A 20,579-nucleotide genomic window follows, 5' to 3' on the forward strand; every position below is an offset into this window, starting at 1 on the left:
CCTCAGTTGAGGCCAAAAAAAATGGGGTGTTGCCACCCCATTTACTAGTCTAACGATATGTTAAACAGTGGTTGCTGTGGCCACAGAGCCTGCAGCAAGTTCGCCTGTGTTCTTGAGACGCAGAGGAATGTAAATGAATTCAACAGATTTCACAGGTTCGATAGCAATATCAACCCAGAGCTCGTTGGCATCAATTCTGGCAGGTGTGTTGTTGGAATCATCACACACCACCAAGAAGTCATAGATACCACGCTTGGCCACAAGGTCAATACACAAGCTGTTGATGGCGTTGGATATTTCGTTTCTGGTGATTTGATCGTTGGGTTCAAACAAGAACTGCTTGCCAATTTCTTCCAATCTGCCACGCATGAATGCAACCAGTCGGGCCACGTTGATCCGATCCAGAGCACTACCAGTATCATAAATGGTCTTGTTGCCAAAGTTGGTAATACCAACACCCGGAATAAACGTGATTGGGTTGATACGGTTCAGGTATTCAATGTCACGTAGACCTTGATTGTTGCCAATGGTCACAAACTCTCCAGTTTGACTGTTGATGTAACCAATAGTGGCTGCATTGTCAATCACGCCGCGACGTGTGCCAGCCGGAGCCAACCACGGATAGCTCACTTCGTCACTGCGGATAATAGTGCGTACCATCATGTGACTAGGTGCTGTCACAACTGTGCTTCCGCCCAGATCTGTGGTCTGGCAGCTGGGATAAAACACAGCAGCATATGGTGTGCTGGTGGTCAAGCCATCGCCGGCAAATGTACCAACTCCGCTGTTGTTTGTGGCCCAGGCAACCAGTTCAGTGCCGTTGGCGTCCAGGCGCATGGGAGTGTCGCCAACCACAAAGCAGGTGTTGTTGCGCTCATTGCTGAGAGCAGACATGTTGATAATCAATTCTGGATATGCAGTACATGCCAATAGATTGAACACTGCTTGTTCTTCACGAATTGTGATACTGGTGTCAATACCTGACTTGAGTGCTGCTACAACCAATGCACGTTGTGCCAGGCGACCCATGTTGGGTGCTCCATCTGCTCTGTTGCCAGATGCTGTGACCCAGCTATTGGTTACCAGCAGATTCCAGGATGCAGGCTGTGTAGCCGGATTTTGATTGGTACTGGCTTGGATAGCCACATACAGTACTGCATTATACAACACCGCAGTGCCCACAGCATAGCTAGTGCTGTTACTCCAGGTTGGGTAGGTGAAATCAGCAGCATTGAAGTAATCAACCTGGAAGCTCTTGACATTGAAGCCGGAACGACGTGTGTTGAACAACAACATGCCTGTGGGATACAGTGCAGAATCAGGTGCATCAACGTCTAGATAGTTGCTGGTCAACAGGCTCACAATTGTGGGCAAGGCACCTGTAATTGGATCCACAGTACCTGTGGGGCTCCAACGAGCATCTGCAAACAACACACCATTTTCAGTGGTTTGATCAGTGTTGTCGACCAGGACCCATTGATCCACACCTTCAACATTTTGCCAACGTTTGATCACAGGATAAATTTCAAGATTGCTAGTGTCAATCCAGAGATCACCATACACCAACGCAGTGGCATCACTTTGTGTGGTAGGTGCTGTGGCAGAGATTTGTGGTCCTGCAGGATCAGTTAGAGAAAGATTGTCGCCACGAACGTCATTGGTTTCGTTTCGATATCCAACCCATCCTGTTCCACTCTGAATCATGATATCAACCTGGCTGGTGGTAGAAAAATACCAGTAACGGCCATCAGCTGGGTCTTGATCCGGAGCAGTTGGGCTGGCCGTGTAATCCAATGCTTGCCATGCACTAAGCAACAGAGTAACTTCGTTGTTTATAACAGAACTGCGGCAACCAGTGGTAGCAGTGGTAAAACCAGCGTTGCTCAAAGCAGTACCGGCACCCACATTGTCCAGCACAATCACACCGCCGATGCTTTGTGTGAACACAATGGCACCAGTTGAATCCACTGCTGCACTCACACCCGGAACTCCAGCAGAACTTACCGCAGTAATAAATGCCGCAGCAGTAGTTCCACTAATGGTAGCAGTCACAGCGGTAGTTAGGCTGGTTGAATTTGCTACAGATGTTTGAATAGTAAATTGGTTACCATTTGTGAATGAGGGTGTGAATGTACTGCCTGTTATTACTGTGGCTCCTTGGGACACACGCTCAAATACCTGCAGAGTGTAGGTGTTGTTGTAGGGATATGCTGCAACTCCGCTGAGTTCTGGATTCACATTGTATTGTGTGTATGTTGTGCCAACAGCAATATTTTTGCCGCCGCCTGTGGGGTCCAGTGTTGCATTGGCACTCTGATCATTGGCATATACTGTGGCAGATTGTTGTACAAATGCACCTAGTGCAATACTGTATTTTTTCACAACCATTGAAGTTCCAAGATTGCTGCTGGTGATCTTGTTCCAGACGCTGCCTGTGGGTCTAGGTTGATCGTCTGTGGTTCTCCAGCGTGGCACAGTGAAGTTGGCACTTTGTTGCAGGGTAGGAGCATAATTGGCAACGTTGGCAGTGATACCCAGGGTAGTTAGCAGTCCTGCTGTGGAACCTGTTGAGTTAACAACAACAATACCGTCGTCGGCTGTGGAATTGTCAGCTGTGGCACTGGCATCAGCAAATAAACACAGTTTGTTGTCTATGACTGCTGAGTAAACACCAAGGATGTTTCTAGTATTGATAGCTGCACTAAGACCAGCAATATCATTGTTGGGAGCTACAGGAACAGCAACACTTGAACCATTGATCACAATGGTGTTGCTGGCTGTTAAATCCGCTGTCACAGCATTGGCGCCTGTCAAGGTTGGCCAGCTCAGTTTCCAGTCATTGGACCCAACCAGGACCCAGGTATTGTACAAGTCTGACAATTCAGTAGCAGTGGTTTGAGTTGTAGCTGCTGCGCCATTTTTGTAATATATAGGATTGGCAACGTTGGTTGCAACCACAGCGTAATCTCCAATGCTGCCGTAATCTTGAGAAGGAACTCCGCTGGTGAGGTCCGACGTATTGGTAATAACCAAGGGCACTTGATTGCTAAATGCACCAGTGGTCAGGTTCCATTCAAATGTGCCCCAGATAGTGTTGGCAGTGTCTAACCAGAATGTGCCATCATTGGGTTCACCTGTGGGGCGAACCAGGCTGGCTGTGAGTTCGGAAAGATCAATGTCCACACGTTGAACATACGCACGATTGGTGATACCCAAGGCAGAGTAAGCAGCCAACAAACCATATTCGTTGAGCTCGTAACCATTGATTGGCGTACCTGCTGTGGTTTTGTAGAAAAACGGATTGCCAAATGTAGCTGATAGATCACGTTGACTAGTGACCAAATAAACTTTATTTGCGTTGGCCGCTAGTGTGCCAGCTGCAACATCCACGCCAGAACCTGAAACTTTGTTTTGCGCTGTGGCGATCAACATGTAAGGTACTGAGTTTGTGGCTGCAGGAATGTAATTTGTTTCGTCAATTACAGTGACTTGAACTCCGGGTGATACTAGTGCCATTTTGGCTCCTTTAAAAACTTATGTAGATATTTATCGGATGATGACAAAACCAGTGGTGTTGCGTTGCCCTTTGCAAAGGTTTGTATGGTAAATACCCCATGAGACCCATGTGTTCTACTTGTAATCAACGCCTAGTAGCTGTGAACTACACCCGCAACGAGATTGTACACTATCGAACCAAATGCGACCACTGCATTAGAAGAAACAAAAAAATTAAGACCCCAAAACCGCGGTGGCAACTAGACGGATACAAGAAAAAACCCACATGCGATCGCTGTGGGTTCAAGGCTAGATATAATTCTCAGTTGCTGGTTTGCCATCTGGACGGAAATCTAAATCACAGTGATTTACGGAACTTACGCACAGTTTGTTTGAACTGCATGGAGGAAGTAAAGCGGCTTGATATACCCTGGGTTCCTAATCAACTTCAGGCTGATCGTTGAGTTACCAGCTGCTGCACCTGTTCATACAGGTGATCTAGACTGGAATTGTTGTCCAACACAGCATCAAACTTTGTGCCTGCCCAGGCATATTCGCTGGCATGAATTTTACTACGTTCCAGCTTGACTTTGCTGATGGTCCAGTTAGAGTTGCCGTCGGGTCCGTGATTTACGCTGACGGCTGCATCATACCACACAGGTTCAGGTCCACGGGTCACACGCACCACAATGCCGCCTGCTGCCTTGATTGATTTAATTTCGTTGGGAAAGCGGCAATCACTAATCACAATATCGTCTGTGGAGTTACGCAGTTTGTTTTCCAAGCTGGCAATCCAGATATCGTCATGAAACCCTTGACGGCAAACTTCTGTGCCCCAGTATTGCAGCACCCAACGTGGAGTTAGTTTGGGCAGTTTTAAACGTTCTGCCCACCAAGGATCAATTTGATCCCGCCATTCGCGGGCTTGCTTGGTGCGCCCTTCCAGCAGTTCTCTGTTCCATCCAAACACATGGCTCACAGCGTCTTTGAGTGTGTTGGCAAAACTTTCTCTACGGAATTGATGTATGTTAACTAGATAATCTGCAATGGTATCTTTACCGCTGCCTATGAATCCCACAACTCCTATGATCATTTTAATTCCTTTACGTCCAGATGTTTTAGTGTGGCTTGCAGCATGTCAATTTGACGGCGACAATCCTCTAGTGCATGATGACTGGTAGCAGGACGGGGCAGCTCAGGCCACAAACTATATATGGTGCGACTGTCGCGAACCACGTAAAACTGCCACGGGATAGGCTTGTTGTAGCTCTTGTAGGCATGCTCAATTATGTTCATGTCATAGGTGGGACCGTTGGCCCAGATCAATCGGCTCTGCCAGATAAACTTGGCCAGTTCATCCAGTGCCTGGTCCAGAGGAATACGGTCTTGTTCGTTGAATGCTTCGTCCCGTGCTGCTGTGGGTTGGGTGGCCCACCAGTCTATGGTGCCTTGTTGGATGCTGCGGGCTTGTTGACTTTCTAGATCAATCCTGGCATAGTAGTGTCGTTCATGATAGCCTGTATCCAGCGGATCAAAACTCTGAGCTGCAATAGTCAAAATAGTTGTGTCGGGACCTGTGCCAAGTCCTTCAATATCGATCATTAAATCTGCCATACTGCAAGTATAACACAGAGTGGCTCGTGCCACAAGAGATAGTTTAGCCGATAACGAAGGTCAATGGTTGAGAAGCATCCACATACAGTTTGAGCTCTTCAATGCACTTGTCCATTTGTGCCTGTGCTTCGGCCTTCATTGCTGCACCATTGAGAGTACCGCCACCATTGGGGCCGGCAATGGTGCCAAACTTTTCACGGGCTTCACCAATGATCATTTTACTGGCTGCTACCATGTAGTCCTTGATCCATTGTTGGATCTGGAAGTCGCCCAACAACTGGATTTCGGGCTTGAGATTGTAGGTCCACAACAGGACCACTTCACCGTAGCCGGTTGGGCTGCGAATAAGTTGTAGTTTTTTGGTGACAGGATTCCAGGTGTAGTTTATAAAGCCGCCAAACATTCTAGCTGCCAATTCCACATACTGGGTGTAAAAATCGTAGGTGGCCAGGCCGCCTGATTGGTTAAAGTTGATCAGGTACACATTCATCTGTGCCTGACTAAACGGATCAAAATTAGAACCTGTTGGCCCCGAGGCAATGCCAAAACTGCGCCGGAAAATCTGTCTAACACTCTGCACTTCTTGTGGCAAGGTGTAGATGTTCTGCTGATTTACCAACTGCATAAAGCTGTAGCTTTCTTCGTAGGCATTGTTGGCCCGTTGGCGATAGGTGCCAACAGTTCTTTGATACGCTGCTTCTAGATGAGCAGGATCAAGTTCAAGGTCAATGATTTGATGGCCCAGTTGTAGGCGCACATACTCAAAGAGATTGGTTTTTAGCGTGATTAAATCAATAGATTGTTGTTCGACCATTAGGGGCTCCGTGCCCTATATTTAGTCTTTTACCACGCCTTCAGTATAACCAAGTTCTCAGTTCCACGTCCGTTAAACTGTGTCTCTGTAGTGGTTAGATCTTTGTAGATCTTTCTAGCAGCAGGCTTGCCAGCGGCCTGCATGGCCCGCACAATGTCAGCTGGTTTGCGCACAGTTTTCTGCACACTTTCTGCGGTGCTAAAACCAATGATGCTGTTGCTCTTGACAGTAAATGTGCCCACATGCGAGTCTGCTACCACATGGATCAGTTTGCGTTTCTTGCTGTCATACAGCCAGGCTTCGCTCTTGTCCACTAGGTTTGCAGGAGCAAGTCCTTTGATTTTGAGATCCACAATTTCTGCCTGAAACTTGAACTTGGCTGCACGTTTTTCTGGACTAATGGCCTTGGCCTTGCGTGGCTTGCGGTCAACCTTCTTGATCTGCACGTATGCGCCACAGTCATTGATCACTGCTTCACAAAACTTCACAATGCCGCGCATTTGAATCTTGGTGAAGTTGCTGTAGCCTTCTGCTAGTTGAGCATCCTTGCCGCCAATCACTGTTTCAAATTCTACAAGTTTGCGTTTCCAGTCTGTGGCAATTTCATTTACCATTTGTGGTGCTACATTTTTGCCACGGATGATAGTAATGGGCTTGATGTCTGCGCTCATCTTGGCACCGGACACCACAAAATCGTCAAACAAACCTTCCAGCTCGCCTGCACATTCTGTAAGTTTTTCCCGCAATCGATCCTGGATGGTTTGGCGGGCAGGTGCTGTGTCTGTTTTTTCCACTTCTGCTTGTTGAGTGGTTCCTAGAGTGTCTGCCAGCATGTTGTCTAGTTGAATCTGTTCTGCTTCAGTCAAGTCCAGCCCCACCTGGCTCATTCTACACATCCAGCCTGTGGTCAGTCTCAGTGCAGAATCCGGAACACCGCGAAGCAGTCGCACATCGTTCTTGCGGCCGTGAGTTTCCAGGTAGCTCACCACCATGTCTCTGGCATCCTTTTTGCCATAAAAGTAATTGTACCAGCTAAACGCCTTGGTCAACTGACTTATTCGATCATAAATGGGCTGTACACGCCAGGTGGGCTCATCGCCCATGAATTTGGTATCGGCGCTGCGTGGGTTTAATGGACGCACAGTGGCGCGAACTGGCTGAGCAGTGGCAGTGGTTTTCATGGTACTCCTTACTAATGCAGTAATTATAACACAAACAGGATTATTGGTCAACTGACCCATAAATACATTACCATGCCCAGATTATCACTATACAAACCCAATCGCTCAGCCGACTATCAGTTTTTTGATAGAACAATAGCCGAAATGTATCAGGTGGGCGGAGCCGACGTGTATCTGCACAAATACCTGGGCCCGGCCACAGGCGACAACGGAGGCAATCCGGATGCTACCTTGCCTAAATATGACACACTGAATCCGTTGTTTATTGAAGATCTGTTGTTGTTGGAAAATAGAGATAGAAAATACGATCAAGACATCTATGTCATGCGTGGCGTTTATCGAGCACAAGACATAGATTTTGATCTTACACAATTTGGCCTGTTCCTGAACAACGACACCTTGTTTATCACCTTTCATTACAACCGCATGATAGACACCGTGGGTCGCAAACTCATGAGTGGAGACGTGCTGGAATTGCCCAGTCTACGCGACTACAATCCTTTGAACAGTGACATACCCCGAGCCCTGCCCAAGTGGTATGTGATCCAAGACGCATCGTTTGCCAGCGAAGGCTTTAGCCAAACCTGGCTACCACACCTGTGGCGTGTGAAGGCCACGCCCATGGTCAATGCACAAGAGTACAACGATATTACCAAGCAGCCGTTTGAACCCAACAACATCTGGGATCCGGGCAATTTTTATCCAGGTGGAACAACTGTGTTATACGGCGACAAATATTACATATCAAACAAAAACGTTCCTCCGGGCACAGAGATAACCAATGCAGAATACTGGACTGAAAAAATCAATCCCATCAGCATTGCTGATTGGCAAAGCACTAGACCCAAGGATCTAGAACTGAATGATGCTATCCTGGTTCAGGCCGAAGCAGAAGTTCCCAAGTCAGGATTTGATGTGGTTAAATTTTATATTGTGGCCACCAATTCAGATGGTACACCTGCCAATCCTGAATCAGCAACCTACACCGCAGATTACACCATCACAGATGCCAGCCGCACTGTGGCCAACGATGGCAACACTCCAACCGGCGATGGCTACACTGCCGGCTATCTAACCGGTGACGGCAAAGCACCCAACGGATTGCCTGTGACTGCTGGCGTTAATTTTCCGCCCGCTGCTGTTGCTGGACAGTTTGCTTTGCGCTTGGATTATTTCCCCAATCGCTTGTTTAGATTCAACGGCACCAGCTGGATCAAGATCGAAAGCGATGTTAGAACCAATCTCACACCAGGTGCCAACAACAATACTTTGCGGTCGGGCTTTGTGAACAATACATACACTGTGAACTCCACTGATCTTGGCAACATACCTAGTCGTCAGAGTCTGAGTCAAGCCCTGATACCAGATGCTGTCAACGGCGACGATGGCGGTAATAAAACTGCAAATCCCTACCCAGCCACACAGCCATATCAGAAGTCCAGTTAACCAGGTACAAACTAATGAGTCAATTTTTTTTCGACGAACAGATACGTAGATATCTGTTGCAATTCACCCGCATGTTCAGCTTGTTCGAAGTTGAGTACGGGCGTGATGAGCAAGGCATCAAGGATCTGGTGCGTGTGCCCATACGCTACGGTGATGCCAGTCGTCAAGCACAGACAATTATACAACAGAATTCTGCCAACTCGCTGCCGTCCTCTCCCTTGATGACTTTTCACATCACAGGACTGGACTATGATCGACCCAGAATGCAAGAACCCTATCATGTGAACAAAATGATGGTTCGTCAGCGATCATATGATCCTGGCACAGAAACTTATGAAACCACACAGGGCAATGCTTTTCAAATTGAACGCCTGATGCCAGTGCCCTACAAGTTGACAATCAACCTGGACATATGGACCACCAACACCAATCAAAAGATGCAGTTGTTCGAACAAATTGCCACATTGTTCAATCCTAGCCTGGAGATACAGGCCACGGACAACTACATTGACTGGACCAGTCTTACCACATGCGATCTTGAACGTGTGAACTGGAGTTCAAGAACTATCCCTGTGGGCACAGAAAATCCCATAGACAACATGACTCTGACTTTTAGCCTGCCAATCTGGATATCAAGTCCGGCCAAGGTCAAGAAGCTGGGTGTTGTGGAACGTGTGATTGCGTCTATTTTTGATGCCAACGGCGATGCCAACAATGCGCTGCTGGACAACGACCTGCTGCTGGGCACCAGAGTCAAGGTAACTCCATACAGTTATCAAGTGTTACTGTTGGATGGACAACTACAGGTGTTGCAGCCTGCTCAGGTTGTGAATCCTGATCGCCTGAGCCTGGCACCGTTCACATTTCCCATAGTAGAAAATCCACAAATCACATGGCCAGCAGTGGTCAGTGCGTATGGAGTTCTCAGACCTGGTATCAGTTATGTCACCTTGGACAATCCCTGGGCACCAGATTCCAGTATTGTGGGCACTGTTGCTGTGAATCCTGCTGATGACCGATTGTTGATCTTCAACATTGATCCTGACACTGCACCACAAAACACTCTGGATCCTGTGAACTCTGTGGTCAATCCCTTGACTGCTGCTCCAGGAGATGGCTTGCCTGCTGCGGTGACAGGACAAAGATACCTGCTGACTGAAAGCACCGGCAATGCTGCCAACGTGGGCACCAATCCCACTGCCTGGAGTGGATCCGGTGCTCAGCCCTTGATTGCCCACAGCGGCGACATTGTGGAATACAATGGTGCAAGATGGATCATAGCATTTGACAGTCAAAACGATGTTGGTGCTCAGTACGTGGTCAATCTGACCACAGGTATCCAGTACTACTGGGACAACATGAAATGGGTCAAGAGCATTGACGGCCTGTACGCCGGGGGCGCATGGAACCTCATATTGTGAAAGCAGTGGGGGTATGGTTTTATTGTCCTGACACACACAGATATCTGTATCTACTGCGCAACGATTCCAAGTATCCTGACACCTGGGGACTGGCAGGTGGCAAGGTAGAGTACGGCGAAACACTAATTGCAGCAGTGGAACGAGAGTGTGCAGAAGAACTGGGTGCCATGCCCGAATACAAGCAATTGATACCTATTGAAAAATTCACATCACCTGATTCAGCGTTTGAATATCACACCTTCTGGTGTCGGGTGGAACAGGAGTTTGTGCCTGAACTAAATCATGAACATGTGGGCTATGCCTGGATCAGCACAGGACGCTGGCCTAGGCCGCTGCATCCTGGATTGTGGAACACTGTGAATCTAGACGCTGTACAGCAAAAAATTCGGCAGATTGAACAGACCTTATAGTCTGCCAACCACTACTTCAATTGTGCCAACACCGGTGCCGTTGTAACTTTCCACTGCTTTGCCAATGATCACACCTGGTTGATAGTGCTGCATGTCCAGGCGTTCGGCAACACCTGCTCGACTGCTGGATACCACTCGATCACCCACAGCAACGGGACCAATCACTTGACAAGGTACACGACCAATCAAGCCAACTTCTACAGTGAATTCACTAACCAGTCCTGAGTTCATCACGTGAGCAGGATTGGTAGATACTACCCCTGCAATTCTAGCATCATGACTTGAGTTACTGACAGTTACTTCTTGATCACCGCCAAATACCAGCACAGTGCCCGGAGGATATTCAGCATCTGATTTGTAGACTTCGGCCAAGTCAGCATACAGTGCTGTGGTTGCCTGAGCAAACAGTCTATTGAAGTAGATGCCTGAACTGCCAATGTTGCCCACTGCATTGCCGGCTCCATTCACAATGGCAGTGACCGCTGCACTCGAGTTCACTGTGATAATACCTGCTGTGGTCAAGTTGCCACCGGTGACGTTGCCACTTACTGCTAGCGCACCCAATGTACCAACTGAGGTAATATTTGCTTGTGCTGCTGTTGCTAGTGTTCCTGTTAATAAAGTGCCACTAACATTGCCGCCGGTGATGTTGCCAGAAACATATGCTGTGCCAGCCACAGCCAGATTGGTAGTTGGAGCAGTATTACCAATGCCCACGTTGCCATTGGTATCAATCCTGGCTCGTTCACTACCACCTGTGTAAAAGGTTAGTGGTAAGTATGATCCGGTACCAATTTGTCCTGCTTGAAGTCTACTGTCAGCAGCGGCTGCAATTATTTGAATTGTTGATGTATTGGTTGTGTTGCTGTTGTTTAAAGCACTGAAACTACTTAAATTACCAGTTCCACTTGGAATTACTATTAAAATTGTATTGCTATTTGCTGTACTTGACTGGAACATTGGCCGGCTTGCGATAGTAGCGTTGCCAAAGTCACCAAGTATGCGTTGTGCAGTTGAACTGAAAGTTAGATTACCAGCAGTTGATATGTTACCACCAGTGACGTTACCTGTTGCTGAAATTAATCCGCCTGTATTAACATTGCCACCGGTGATGTTGCCTGTGGCTGAAATTACGCCAGTAACAAATTCGCCTGTAGTGGCAAACACAGCTACATTGGCAGTGCCACCAATGTTCACAGTGGCATTGCCGCCTGAACTTGCGATAGTGATATTACTTGTGCCGTTAGCAATATTTGCTCCGCCGCCACCTCCTCCAGATATGCCTGTCAGTAGCGATCCATTGCCAACAAAGTAATTACCAGTTACATTACCTGAGACTGAGACCACAGCACCAGTATGACTGGCTGTATTCACAATCGTTGTAAACATGCCATTGTTGGCTGTTATATTGCCTGTTACTGAGACTAGGCCACCTGTATGACTGGCTGTGTTTACAATCGTGGTAAACATGCCATTGTTGGCTGTGACGTTGCCTGTTGCCGAAACTAGGCCATCTGCGTTAACATTTCCACTAGTAACGTTGCCACTCACTGAGACCACAGCACCTGTATGACTGGCCACATTCACAATTGTGGTGAACATGCCGTTGTTGGCTATGACATTGCCCGTGGCCGAAATTAATCCGCCTGTACGTATGTTGCCGCCTGTGATATTACCTGTTGCTGAGATCAGCCCTGTGGTGGTTACGTTGCCGCCAATGAGATCGCCAGTCCCCAGACTGACACCAGTGGCAGTGGCACTGATACTCTGAGTACCCAACTCAATAGTGTTGCCTGCTAGATACAGAGTATTCCATCTCTGAGTGGGACTACCCAAGTTGTATGTTATATCAGCACTTGGCAACAAGTTTCCAAGCACATTGCCCGAAACACTCAAATTCACTGTGTTAATTGATGCACCGCTGCTAACATTGCCTGTGGCACTGATCAGGCCGCCAGTGACTACATTGCCACCAGTGATGTTACCTGACACACTTACCACTGCACCTGTGAAGCTGGCTACATTTACGATATTTGTAAATAAACCACTAGCAGCAGTGACGTTGCCCACAACAGATATCTGGCCATTGGTGATTATGTTTCCAGTCGCAGATATCTGGCCATTGGTGGTTATATTACCACCAGAATACACAGTACCAGCATCAATATTTCCAGCACTAACATTTGCCAAGAAGGTTGAACCGGTCACAGTTAGTGCGCCTGTTGCTGAAATTAAGCCACCTGTGAGTAGGTTGCCGCCTGTGACATTGCCTGAAGCACTGACCACACCTGTGACATATTCGCCTGTGGTGGCAAACACAGCTACATTGGCAGTGCCACCAATGTTCACAGTGGCATTTCCACCTGAACTTGTTATGGTTATGTTGGACGTGCCATTGGCAATACTTGTTCCGCCACCGCCTGCTATGCCTGTTAGTAGCGATCCGTTGCCTAGAATATAGTTGCCGGTCACATTGCCTGTGGCTGATATGTTGCCGGCAATGTTGTACAGGTTATTGTTGACGTTGAGAGTATTGGCTGTGAGAGTGTTGACCGAGATGGCGTTGGCCGTGATGATGTTGGCAGACGAAAGAATTCGACTCCAAGAATTAGGGGTGGTAGCATACTGATATGCTATACCACCCACTACTGCAATTTGCCCGTTAGTTGGCGTGCTGGGAAAGGCCATCTACTACCCTTTTAATTTTTGCCAATCACAAGTTCAATCATGCCTTCACCGCCTGCGAAGTTTTCCAGTGCCTTGCCAATTATGGTACCTACTTTTGGACTTGCAATTGTTACTGCCCGAGCTCTACCATTTCCTGCTGACACCATTAGATCACCTTTGCGTACAACACCTGTTACCTTGACTGGAACTCTACCAATCAGTGCCACTGGCAATGTGATATCACCAACTATGCCCGAATTCATCAGGTGTGCAGGATTGGTTGATATTACGCCAGCAACTCGTTTGCTAGAATCAGTGTTACTTATTGTGATTTCTTGAGCTCCGTCAAAATCTACCACAGTACCTGCATCGTATTCGGCGTCACTCACATACATTTCAGCCAAGTCGGCGTAGAGTGCTGATGTTGCTTGAGCAAACAGTCTATTGAAACTCAATGCCGCACTACCAATATTAGCTGTGGCGTTGCCGGTTGGCATGAAGTTGCTACTGATGTTGACATTACCAGTACCATTGGGTGTCAACACAATATTGGCGTTGCCAGCAGTGGTCTGGAGATCCAATTGAGCAGAGTCTTGAATTGCCCCACTTATAAGCAAATTACCAACTGTGATGTTACCAGTTGCTACTGTCAAGCTAGCACCAGTGATAGCACCAGTTACACTAACTGTAGCACCTGTGTGTGTTGTAGCATTGACATTGGCTCCACCCAGTACATTGCCACCAGTGATGTTGCCAGTTGCTGAAATCAGGCCACCTGTCAAGATGTTGCCACCAGTGACATTACCACTTGCACTGTAATTTGCAGCAGTAGATGCTCCTGTGACTGCAACATTGCCACCAGTGATGTTGCCAGTTGCACTAATCAGTCCACCTGTCAAGATATTGCCACCAGTTACGTTGCCACTTGCACTGACAACTGAACCTGTGATACTTGGAGTTGCTCCTTGCAACACTGTGGTTCCGCCTGCAGGATTGGTAATTATAACCGCTGTTGCGTTGGCACTGATCTGACTGTTGCCCAGATAAATTGTGCTGTTGCTCAAGTACAGATCTTTCCAACGCTGTGTTGTTGTACCCAGGTCATATGTGACATTGGCACTTGGCAACAAGTTACCGCCCACAGTTACTCGGTCTGTGCTGAACACAGCTATATTGCTTACACCACCAACAGTGATGTTGGCATTGCCATTCAGCGTTTGGATATCAATCTGTGTGGTTCCGTTCTGGATTCTATCGCCCAGAATGTTGCCGCTGAGTGTGGCGTTGCCGCTTACACTTAAATCGCCAGTGATTGACACAGCAGCCGAAGTGATAACCATCACATTTGATGTTCCGCCAACTGACGCTGCAATATTGCCGCCTGAGCTGACCACACTCATGTTGGTTGTGCCGTTGTTGATATTGCTTACACTGGTAATGATACCGCTCAACGAAGCACCGTTGCCATAGTAGTTTGTGGCATACACATCTCGGAATGTTTGTCCACTAGCACCAATATCATACACATTAGTAGTGGCTACCAGCAGGCTGCCTGAGATTGCCACGTTGGCAACTACTCCGCCTGCAAAAGCAGGACTAATTATGTCAACCCAGTAATCGCTTGTGCCGTCATTGAGATATTCATACAGCACGTCTGTGGAAGTATTGTACCACTGCCAGCCTTCCAGTGGGTTGGCTGGTGGTGTGGTGCTTGCTGTGTAATTTACACCAAACACAATGGCCTGACCATTGGCATAGTAGTAGTTGTTGGACAGAATGTTGCCACCAGCAATGTTGCCAGTGGTAGTGATCAATCCGGTTGTGCTGATGTTGCCGCCAGTGATGTTGCCGCTTACAGACACAACTGTGCCCAGTATACTTGAACCGGTAATTGTTCCTGTTGAACTGATCAGTCCGCCTGTCAACACATTACCACCAGTGATGTTGCCTGTGGCACTTGCGGTGCCGCCTGTGGCAATGTTTCCGCCGGTTATTGTGGCAGCACTAGTAATGGTTGATGTGGCACTAATCAAGCCACCTGTGAGTACATTGCCACCGGTGATGTTACCAGTTGCTGACGCAGTACCACCAGTGGCCAAATTGCCACCTGTTACTGTGCCAGTTGCTGAAGCAGTTCCACCAGTGGCCAAGTTTCCACCTGTGATTGTGGCTGAACTTGTGATAGTTGAAGTAGCACTAATCAAGCCACCTGTGAGTACATTACCACCGGTGATATTTCCTGTGGCACTTGACGTACCACCTGTGGCAATATTGCCACCGGTAATGGTTGATGTAGCACTGATCAAACCACCTGTGAGTACATTACCACCGGTGATATTTCCTGTAGCACTTGCAGTTCCGCCTGTGGCTATATTTCCACCAGTTATTGTGTCAACGCCGGTTATTGTTCCAGTAGCACTTATCAGCCCACCTGTGAGTACATTACCACCTGTGATATTGCCTGTGGCACTTGACGTACCACCTGTGGCAATGTTTCCACCTGTTACTGTTCCGCTTGCACTTAACACGCCGGTGATGAACTCACCTGTGGTGGCAAACACAGCAACATTTGATGTGCCGTTGACACTGACTGTGACATTGGCATTGGCAGCAGCAATAGTCACATTTGATGTGCCATTGTTGATGTTGGCCACACTGGTGATAACACCAGTTAGTGATGCACCATTACCCAGAATGTAGTTACCAGTAACATTACCAGTAGCACTTACTTGTCCGGCTGTTAAGACATTGCCACCTATGACATTTGCAGTGGCACTGAGTGTGGTGCTTGAAATTACATTGGCACCAGAAATATTACCGCCTGATCCGGAAGTTGAAATATTTCCAAAGATAGCGTTGCCAGTTGCTGAAACTATTCCACCTGTGAGTACATTGCCGCCAGTGATATTACCAGTAACACTGGCTGTTCCGCCAGTGGCCAAGTTGCCACCAGTTATTGTGGCAGCACTAGTGATTGTTGATGTAGCACTGATTAATCCACCTGTCAACAAATTACCACCAGTAATACTGTCTGCACTTGTGATAGTGCCAGTTGAACTGATCAAACCACCTGTTAAGACGTTGCCACCGGTGATATTACCAGTTGCACTTGCAGTTCCACCTGTGGCTAAATTACCACCGGTTACGGTACCAGTTGCACTTGCTGTTCCACCAGTGGCCAAGTTGCCACCTGTAATTGTTCCGGTTGCTGATGCAGTACCACCTGTAGCCAGGTTGCCACCGGTTATTGTGGTTGCACTTGTGATAGTACCAGTTGAGCTAATCAATCCACCAGTTAAGACGTTGCCACCAGTGACATTACCGCTTGCACTGACAACAGATCCCAACAAACTGGAACCAGTTACTGTGCCGGTTGAGCTTATCAATCCACCTGTCAGCAAATTGCCACCGGTGACATTGCCTGATGCACTCAGACTTGCTGCACCAAATGTGCCAGCAGTGGAAATATTACCACCAGTAATGTTGCCTGTAGCACTGATTAGGCCGCCTGTGACCACATTGCCACCTTGAACATTGCCTGTCAAACTTACACTTGTACCTGTTGCAGCACCAATATTGGGTGTAGTCAGGTTAGCACCAGCCTTGACAATGATATTGCCTGTGCCGTCAAATGCTGTGGTATTGTTGTCAATCTTGGCTGAGAATACTGTGCCGTTAAGGCTCAGACCAGCTGCAGAATTGGCTGAGTAAACTTGACTACTACTGAATATACTAAAAGAAATATTGCTTGTGCCAAATGTGATTACACCTGTTGGCGCACTAACAATAAAGGCCGAGCCTGCATTAACATTACCACCAGTAGTGAAGAAATAATCATTGATACTGAATGATTCTGCATTGTCAGATCCGTATTGATCAGTATCAGTAGATCGAACAATTACTGTGGCGTTGGCCCAGACATACACACCGTTTTGCACAGCGTTGGCTTGATCTTTGACCAGAATACGTGTGCCAATGGTTTGAACATTGCCGGTATCAATTAAATTAAATGATCCTGTTGTGGTCAGTGTTGCACCAACACCATTGCCTACGCCATTGGGTTGAGCATATGTAATCGTACCACCTGTGGTAGTGGCCAGGGTAGTAGTTGTTGCCACAACCACAGCCTCGTGATAACTGATAGCAGTTGTTGCAAGATTGTCAACGTATTCTTTGTTGGCTGCATCAGAAGACTGTGCTGGATAATTTACGTTGTTAATCCAGGTGTTTGCACTTAATACAATGTTGCCTGCAGGATTCAAGTTTAAATTACCCGATGCTGTGCTGATTGTCAATGCACCGCTTGTGGGTCTAATAGCACTGGTATTAACATTGCCAGCAATAACGTTGCCGGTTACTGATACCAGTCCAGAGGTCAACAAGTTGCCGCCGGAGATATTAGATGTTGTTGTAATGCTGCCAGTTGAACTGATCAGTCCACCTGTCAACAAATTACCACCAGTTATGTTACCTGCTGCACTTGCAGTTCCACCTGTGGCCAAGTTGCCACCGGTTACAGTTCCTGTAGCACTTGCAGTACCACCCGTAGCAATATTGCCACCTGTTATGGTGCCTGCTGCACTAGCAGTTCCGCCAGTGGCCAAATTGCCACCTGTTATTGTATCAACACCGGTTATTGTTCCAGTTGCACTAATCAGTCCACCAGTAAGTACATTGCCACCAGTGATATTGCCAGTTGCTGACGCAGTACCGCCTGTGGCAATGTTTCCACCGGTTATTGTGGCAGCACTAGTGATTGTTGATGTGGCACTAATTAATCCACCTGTCAACAAATTACCACCAGTGACATTACCTGTGGCGCTTGCAGTACCACCTGTGGCAATATTTCCACCTGTTACGGTACCTGCTGCTGAAGCGGTTCCACCAGTGGCCAAGTTGCCGCCGGTTACAGTGGCTGAACTTGTGATGGTTGATGTGGCACTAATTAATCCACCTGTGAGTACATTACCACCTGTGATGTTGCCAGTTGCTGATGCAGTTCCACCTGTGGCCAAGTTGCCACCGGTTATAGTTCCTGCTGCTGAAGCAGTTCCACCTGTGGCTAAGTTGCCACCTGTTATTGTGTCAACACCAGTTATTGTTCCTGTAGCACTGATTAATCCACCAGTTAGCAAATTGCCACCAGTTACTGTACCTGTTGCACTTGATGTACCACCTGTGGCAATATTTCCACCAGTTACTGTACCGCTTGCACTAACAACACCTGTAACGTATTCACCTGTTGTGGCAAACACCGCAACATTTGATGTGCCGTTGACACTGACTGTGACGTTGGCGTTGGCAGCAGCAATAGTCACATTTGATGTGCCATTGTTGATGTTGGCCACACTGGTGATAACTCCGGTCAAGGATGCACCGTTACCCAGGATATAGTTACCAGTTACGTTGCCGGTTGCACTTACTTGTCCGGCTGTTAAGACATTGCCACCTGTGATATTGCCTGTGGCACTAGCTGTGCCGCCTGTGGCAATGTTTCCACCGGTTACAGTTCCTGCTGCACTAGCAGTTCCACCTGTGGCCAAATTGCCACCGGTTACGGTAGCTGAACTAGTAATTGTTGATGTGGCACTGATCAGTCCACCTGTGACAACATTGCCACCAGTAACATTACCACTTGCGCTGACAACTGTGCCCAACAAACTTGAACCGGTCACTGTACCAGCTGAACTGATCAATCCACCAGTTAAGACGTTACCACCAGTTATTGTACCAGCAGCACTTGCTGTTCCACCTGTGGCCAGATTGCCACCAGTTATTGTATCGCCGCCAGTTATTGTTCCAGTAGCACTTATCAGTCCACCAGTGAGTACATTGCCGCCAGTTATTGTGCCTGTGGCACTTGCTGTTCCACCAGTTGCAATATTACCACCAGTGATTGTGCCTGTGGCACTTGCTGTACCACCAGTGGCCAAATTGCCACCTGTTACAGTACCTGCGGCACTAATTGTGGTTCCTGCTGATACTGCACTGGTTGCAGCCAGATTGTTGGAACTAAAATTATTGGCTGTAAAAATTGCAGTAGCATTTGAACTGAGTGTTTGATCACCAAGAATCAGTGTGTTACCACTTAGATACAAATCTTTCCAATATTGTCCTGGACCGCCAAGGTTGAATGTTGCGTTGGCAGAGGGCAATAAGTTACCAATTACATTGCCAGTAATACTAAAATTACCTGTTTGTGTTAGTCCGGCAGTTATTAGATTACCACCAGTTATTGTGCCTGTGGCACTGGCTGTGCCACCAGTGGCCAAGTTGCCACCAGTTACTGTACCTGTTGCTGACGCAGTTCCGCCTGTGGCCAAATTGCCACCTGTTACTGTTCCTGCTGCACTGGCTGTTCCCCCAGTGGCAATGTTGCCACCGGTTACGGTTCCTGCTGCTGAAGCTGTTCCGCCAGTGGCCAAATTGCCACCGGTTACGGTTCCTGTTGCACTAACAACACCTGTTACAAAAGCACCAGTTGGAGCAAACACAGCAACATTGGGAGTTCCTGTGACCGTAATTGCAATATTGCTATTAGCTGCTGCTGCAATATTGCTGTTGCCAGCTGAGATTGGAAAACCGCCGCTTGAAGCCACAACTCCAGTCAACTGACTACCGTTACCAAAGTAATAATCAGCTGTGATATTGCCGCTGGCAACAATGTCCACTCCCACAGTCAAGTTGCCATTTACTGCAATGGTATTGGCAGTAATAACGTTTGCTGTGGATAAAATTCTAGTCCAGCTGTTGGTTGCACTGGAATACTGATATGATATCTGATTAACTACGGTTACTTGACCGTTTGTGGGTGTTGTTGGAAATGCCATTGATTACGCTCCTAGTATTGGTTATAATGTATTTATAAAAAAAACAGATTTAGAAATTACAGTCTGTATTATTTTATGTTTGCTTGCTCTGCCAACCACTGTTCTCGGGTCATTTGACGCGGTTGCTGAGCGGTTTTTTGTTGCTCAAGCCATTGTTCTCTAGTCATCATTGGCTCATTTGTCTGGGCTGTTTGCTGTGCCAACCATTCTTCTGCTGTCATAGTAGGGCGAGAATCTCGCAACAATGTTGGAGCATGCGTGGTCTTGATCTGCTGTTGGCTTGCTAGCCACTGCTCTCTAGACATTGGGCTAGCTGATTGCTGTTGGGCTAGCCATTCCTGATCAGTCATTTTTGTTTCTTCTGCCAGCCATTGCTCAACTGTTAGTTTTGCCACTGCATTTTCAACAATTTGTGGATCTGCTATCAGTGAATCACCCATTGGATGACGTGGATATTTTTCTTTTACTGCCCGTATTCTAGCTGCCATTGGTGCTGGAAAAACTCCAGCATGATACAGGGCATCCAGTTGTTCTTGCACACTGGGATACTCTCTAGCACGATTCCGTTGATACATGTTCCAGTCATAGGACTGTTGCAGTCGCCGTTGCTCTTCAAGTATTTGTGCTGTGGTCACTGGAGCCGTCTCGGGCTTGTGCCAGATTATTGTTTTGTCATACATGCCCACACTGACTTCTGCTCC

Annotated in this window: 11 protein-coding genes; 3 read left to right on the plus strand and 8 right to left on the minus strand. The window is 47.5% G+C overall.

The features are described 5' to 3' along the window. Positions 1-60: 60 nt before the first annotated feature. From ABW391_RS00105 to ABW391_RS00125, 5 genes are all read right to left on the minus strand, one after another. Positions 61-3,516 (minus strand): phage tail sheath C-terminal domain-containing protein, encoded by a 3,456-nt coding sequence (locus tag ABW391_RS00105; protein WP_353479794.1) that lies wholly within the window; start codon positions 3,514-3,516, stop codon positions 61-63. Between the two features lie 427 nt (positions 3,517-3,943). Further along, the gene (locus ABW391_RS00110) at positions 3,944-4,588 is read right to left on the minus strand and encodes a nucleoside/nucleotide kinase family protein (RefSeq protein ID WP_353479795.1); all 645 of its coding nucleotides are present in this window, start codon (positions 4,586-4,588) and stop codon (positions 3,944-3,946) included. Beyond that, complete coding sequence (locus ABW391_RS00115; protein ID WP_353479796.1) at positions 4,585-5,142, minus strand: 3'-5' exonuclease; 558 nt, start codon at positions 5,140-5,142, stop codon at positions 4,585-4,587. Before ABW391_RS00115 ends, ABW391_RS00110 begins: the two co-directional genes overlap by 4 nt. Positions 5,143-5,152: 10 nt before the next feature. Continuing rightward, positions 5,153-5,923 carry a hypothetical protein gene (locus ABW391_RS00120; protein WP_353479797.1) on the minus strand — a complete coding sequence of 257 codons (771 nt, stop codon included), beginning with the start codon at positions 5,921-5,923 and terminating at the stop codon, positions 5,153-5,155. A gap of 29 nt (positions 5,924-5,952) precedes the next feature. Further along, positions 5,953-7,104 carry a hypothetical protein gene (locus tag ABW391_RS00125; RefSeq protein ID WP_353479798.1) on the minus strand — a complete coding sequence of 384 codons (1,152 nt, stop codon included), beginning with the start codon at positions 7,102-7,104 and terminating at the stop codon, positions 5,953-5,955. 72 nt (positions 7,105-7,176) lie between these two features. On the opposite strand from ABW391_RS00125, the gene ABW391_RS00130 reads away from it, so the two are divergent. From ABW391_RS00130 to ABW391_RS00140, 3 genes are read left to right on the plus strand one after another with little or no spacing between them, the layout of a single operon-like run. Then, positions 7,177-8,550, plus strand: coding sequence for a magnesium transporter CorA family protein (locus ABW391_RS00130; RefSeq protein WP_353479799.1), 1,374 nt, complete (start codon positions 7,177-7,179; stop codon positions 8,548-8,550). Positions 8,551-8,564: 14 nt separating this feature from the next. Further along, a complete protein-coding gene (locus ABW391_RS00135; protein ID WP_353479800.1) occupies positions 8,565-9,971 on the plus strand; it encodes a tail sheath stabilizer and completion protein in 1,407 nt (468 codons plus the stop codon). Then, on the plus strand, positions 9,953-10,381 hold the full coding sequence (locus ABW391_RS00140) for an NUDIX hydrolase (RefSeq protein ID WP_353479801.1): 429 nt from the start codon (positions 9,953-9,955) through the stop codon (positions 10,379-10,381). The genes ABW391_RS00135 and ABW391_RS00140 overlap by 19 nt, the downstream gene beginning before the upstream one ends. Here ABW391_RS00140 and ABW391_RS00145 read toward each other — a convergent pair. The 3 genes from ABW391_RS00145 to ABW391_RS00155 form a co-directional block, all read right to left on the minus strand. Next, a complete protein-coding gene (locus ABW391_RS00145; protein ID WP_353479802.1) occupies positions 10,376-13,069 on the minus strand; it encodes a beta strand repeat-containing protein in 2,694 nt (897 codons plus the stop codon). The genes ABW391_RS00140 and ABW391_RS00145 overlap by 6 nt on opposite strands. Positions 13,070-13,080: 11 nt before the next feature. Further along, positions 13,081-19,878, minus strand: coding sequence for a beta strand repeat-containing protein (locus ABW391_RS00150; RefSeq protein ID WP_353479803.1), 6,798 nt, complete (start codon positions 19,876-19,878; stop codon positions 13,081-13,083). Positions 19,879-19,946: 68 nt separating this feature from the next. Next, positions 19,947-20,558, minus strand: a complete 612-nt coding sequence (locus tag ABW391_RS00155; RefSeq protein WP_353479804.1) for a hypothetical protein — start codon at positions 20,556-20,558, stop codon at positions 19,947-19,949. Positions 20,559-20,579: the final 21 nt, after the last annotated feature.

The sequence above is a fragment of the Haliscomenobacter sp. genome, from assembly GCF_040403615.1.
In the GTDB taxonomy this organism is placed as follows: domain Bacteria; phylum Bacteroidota; class Bacteroidia; order Chitinophagales; family Saprospiraceae; genus Haliscomenobacter.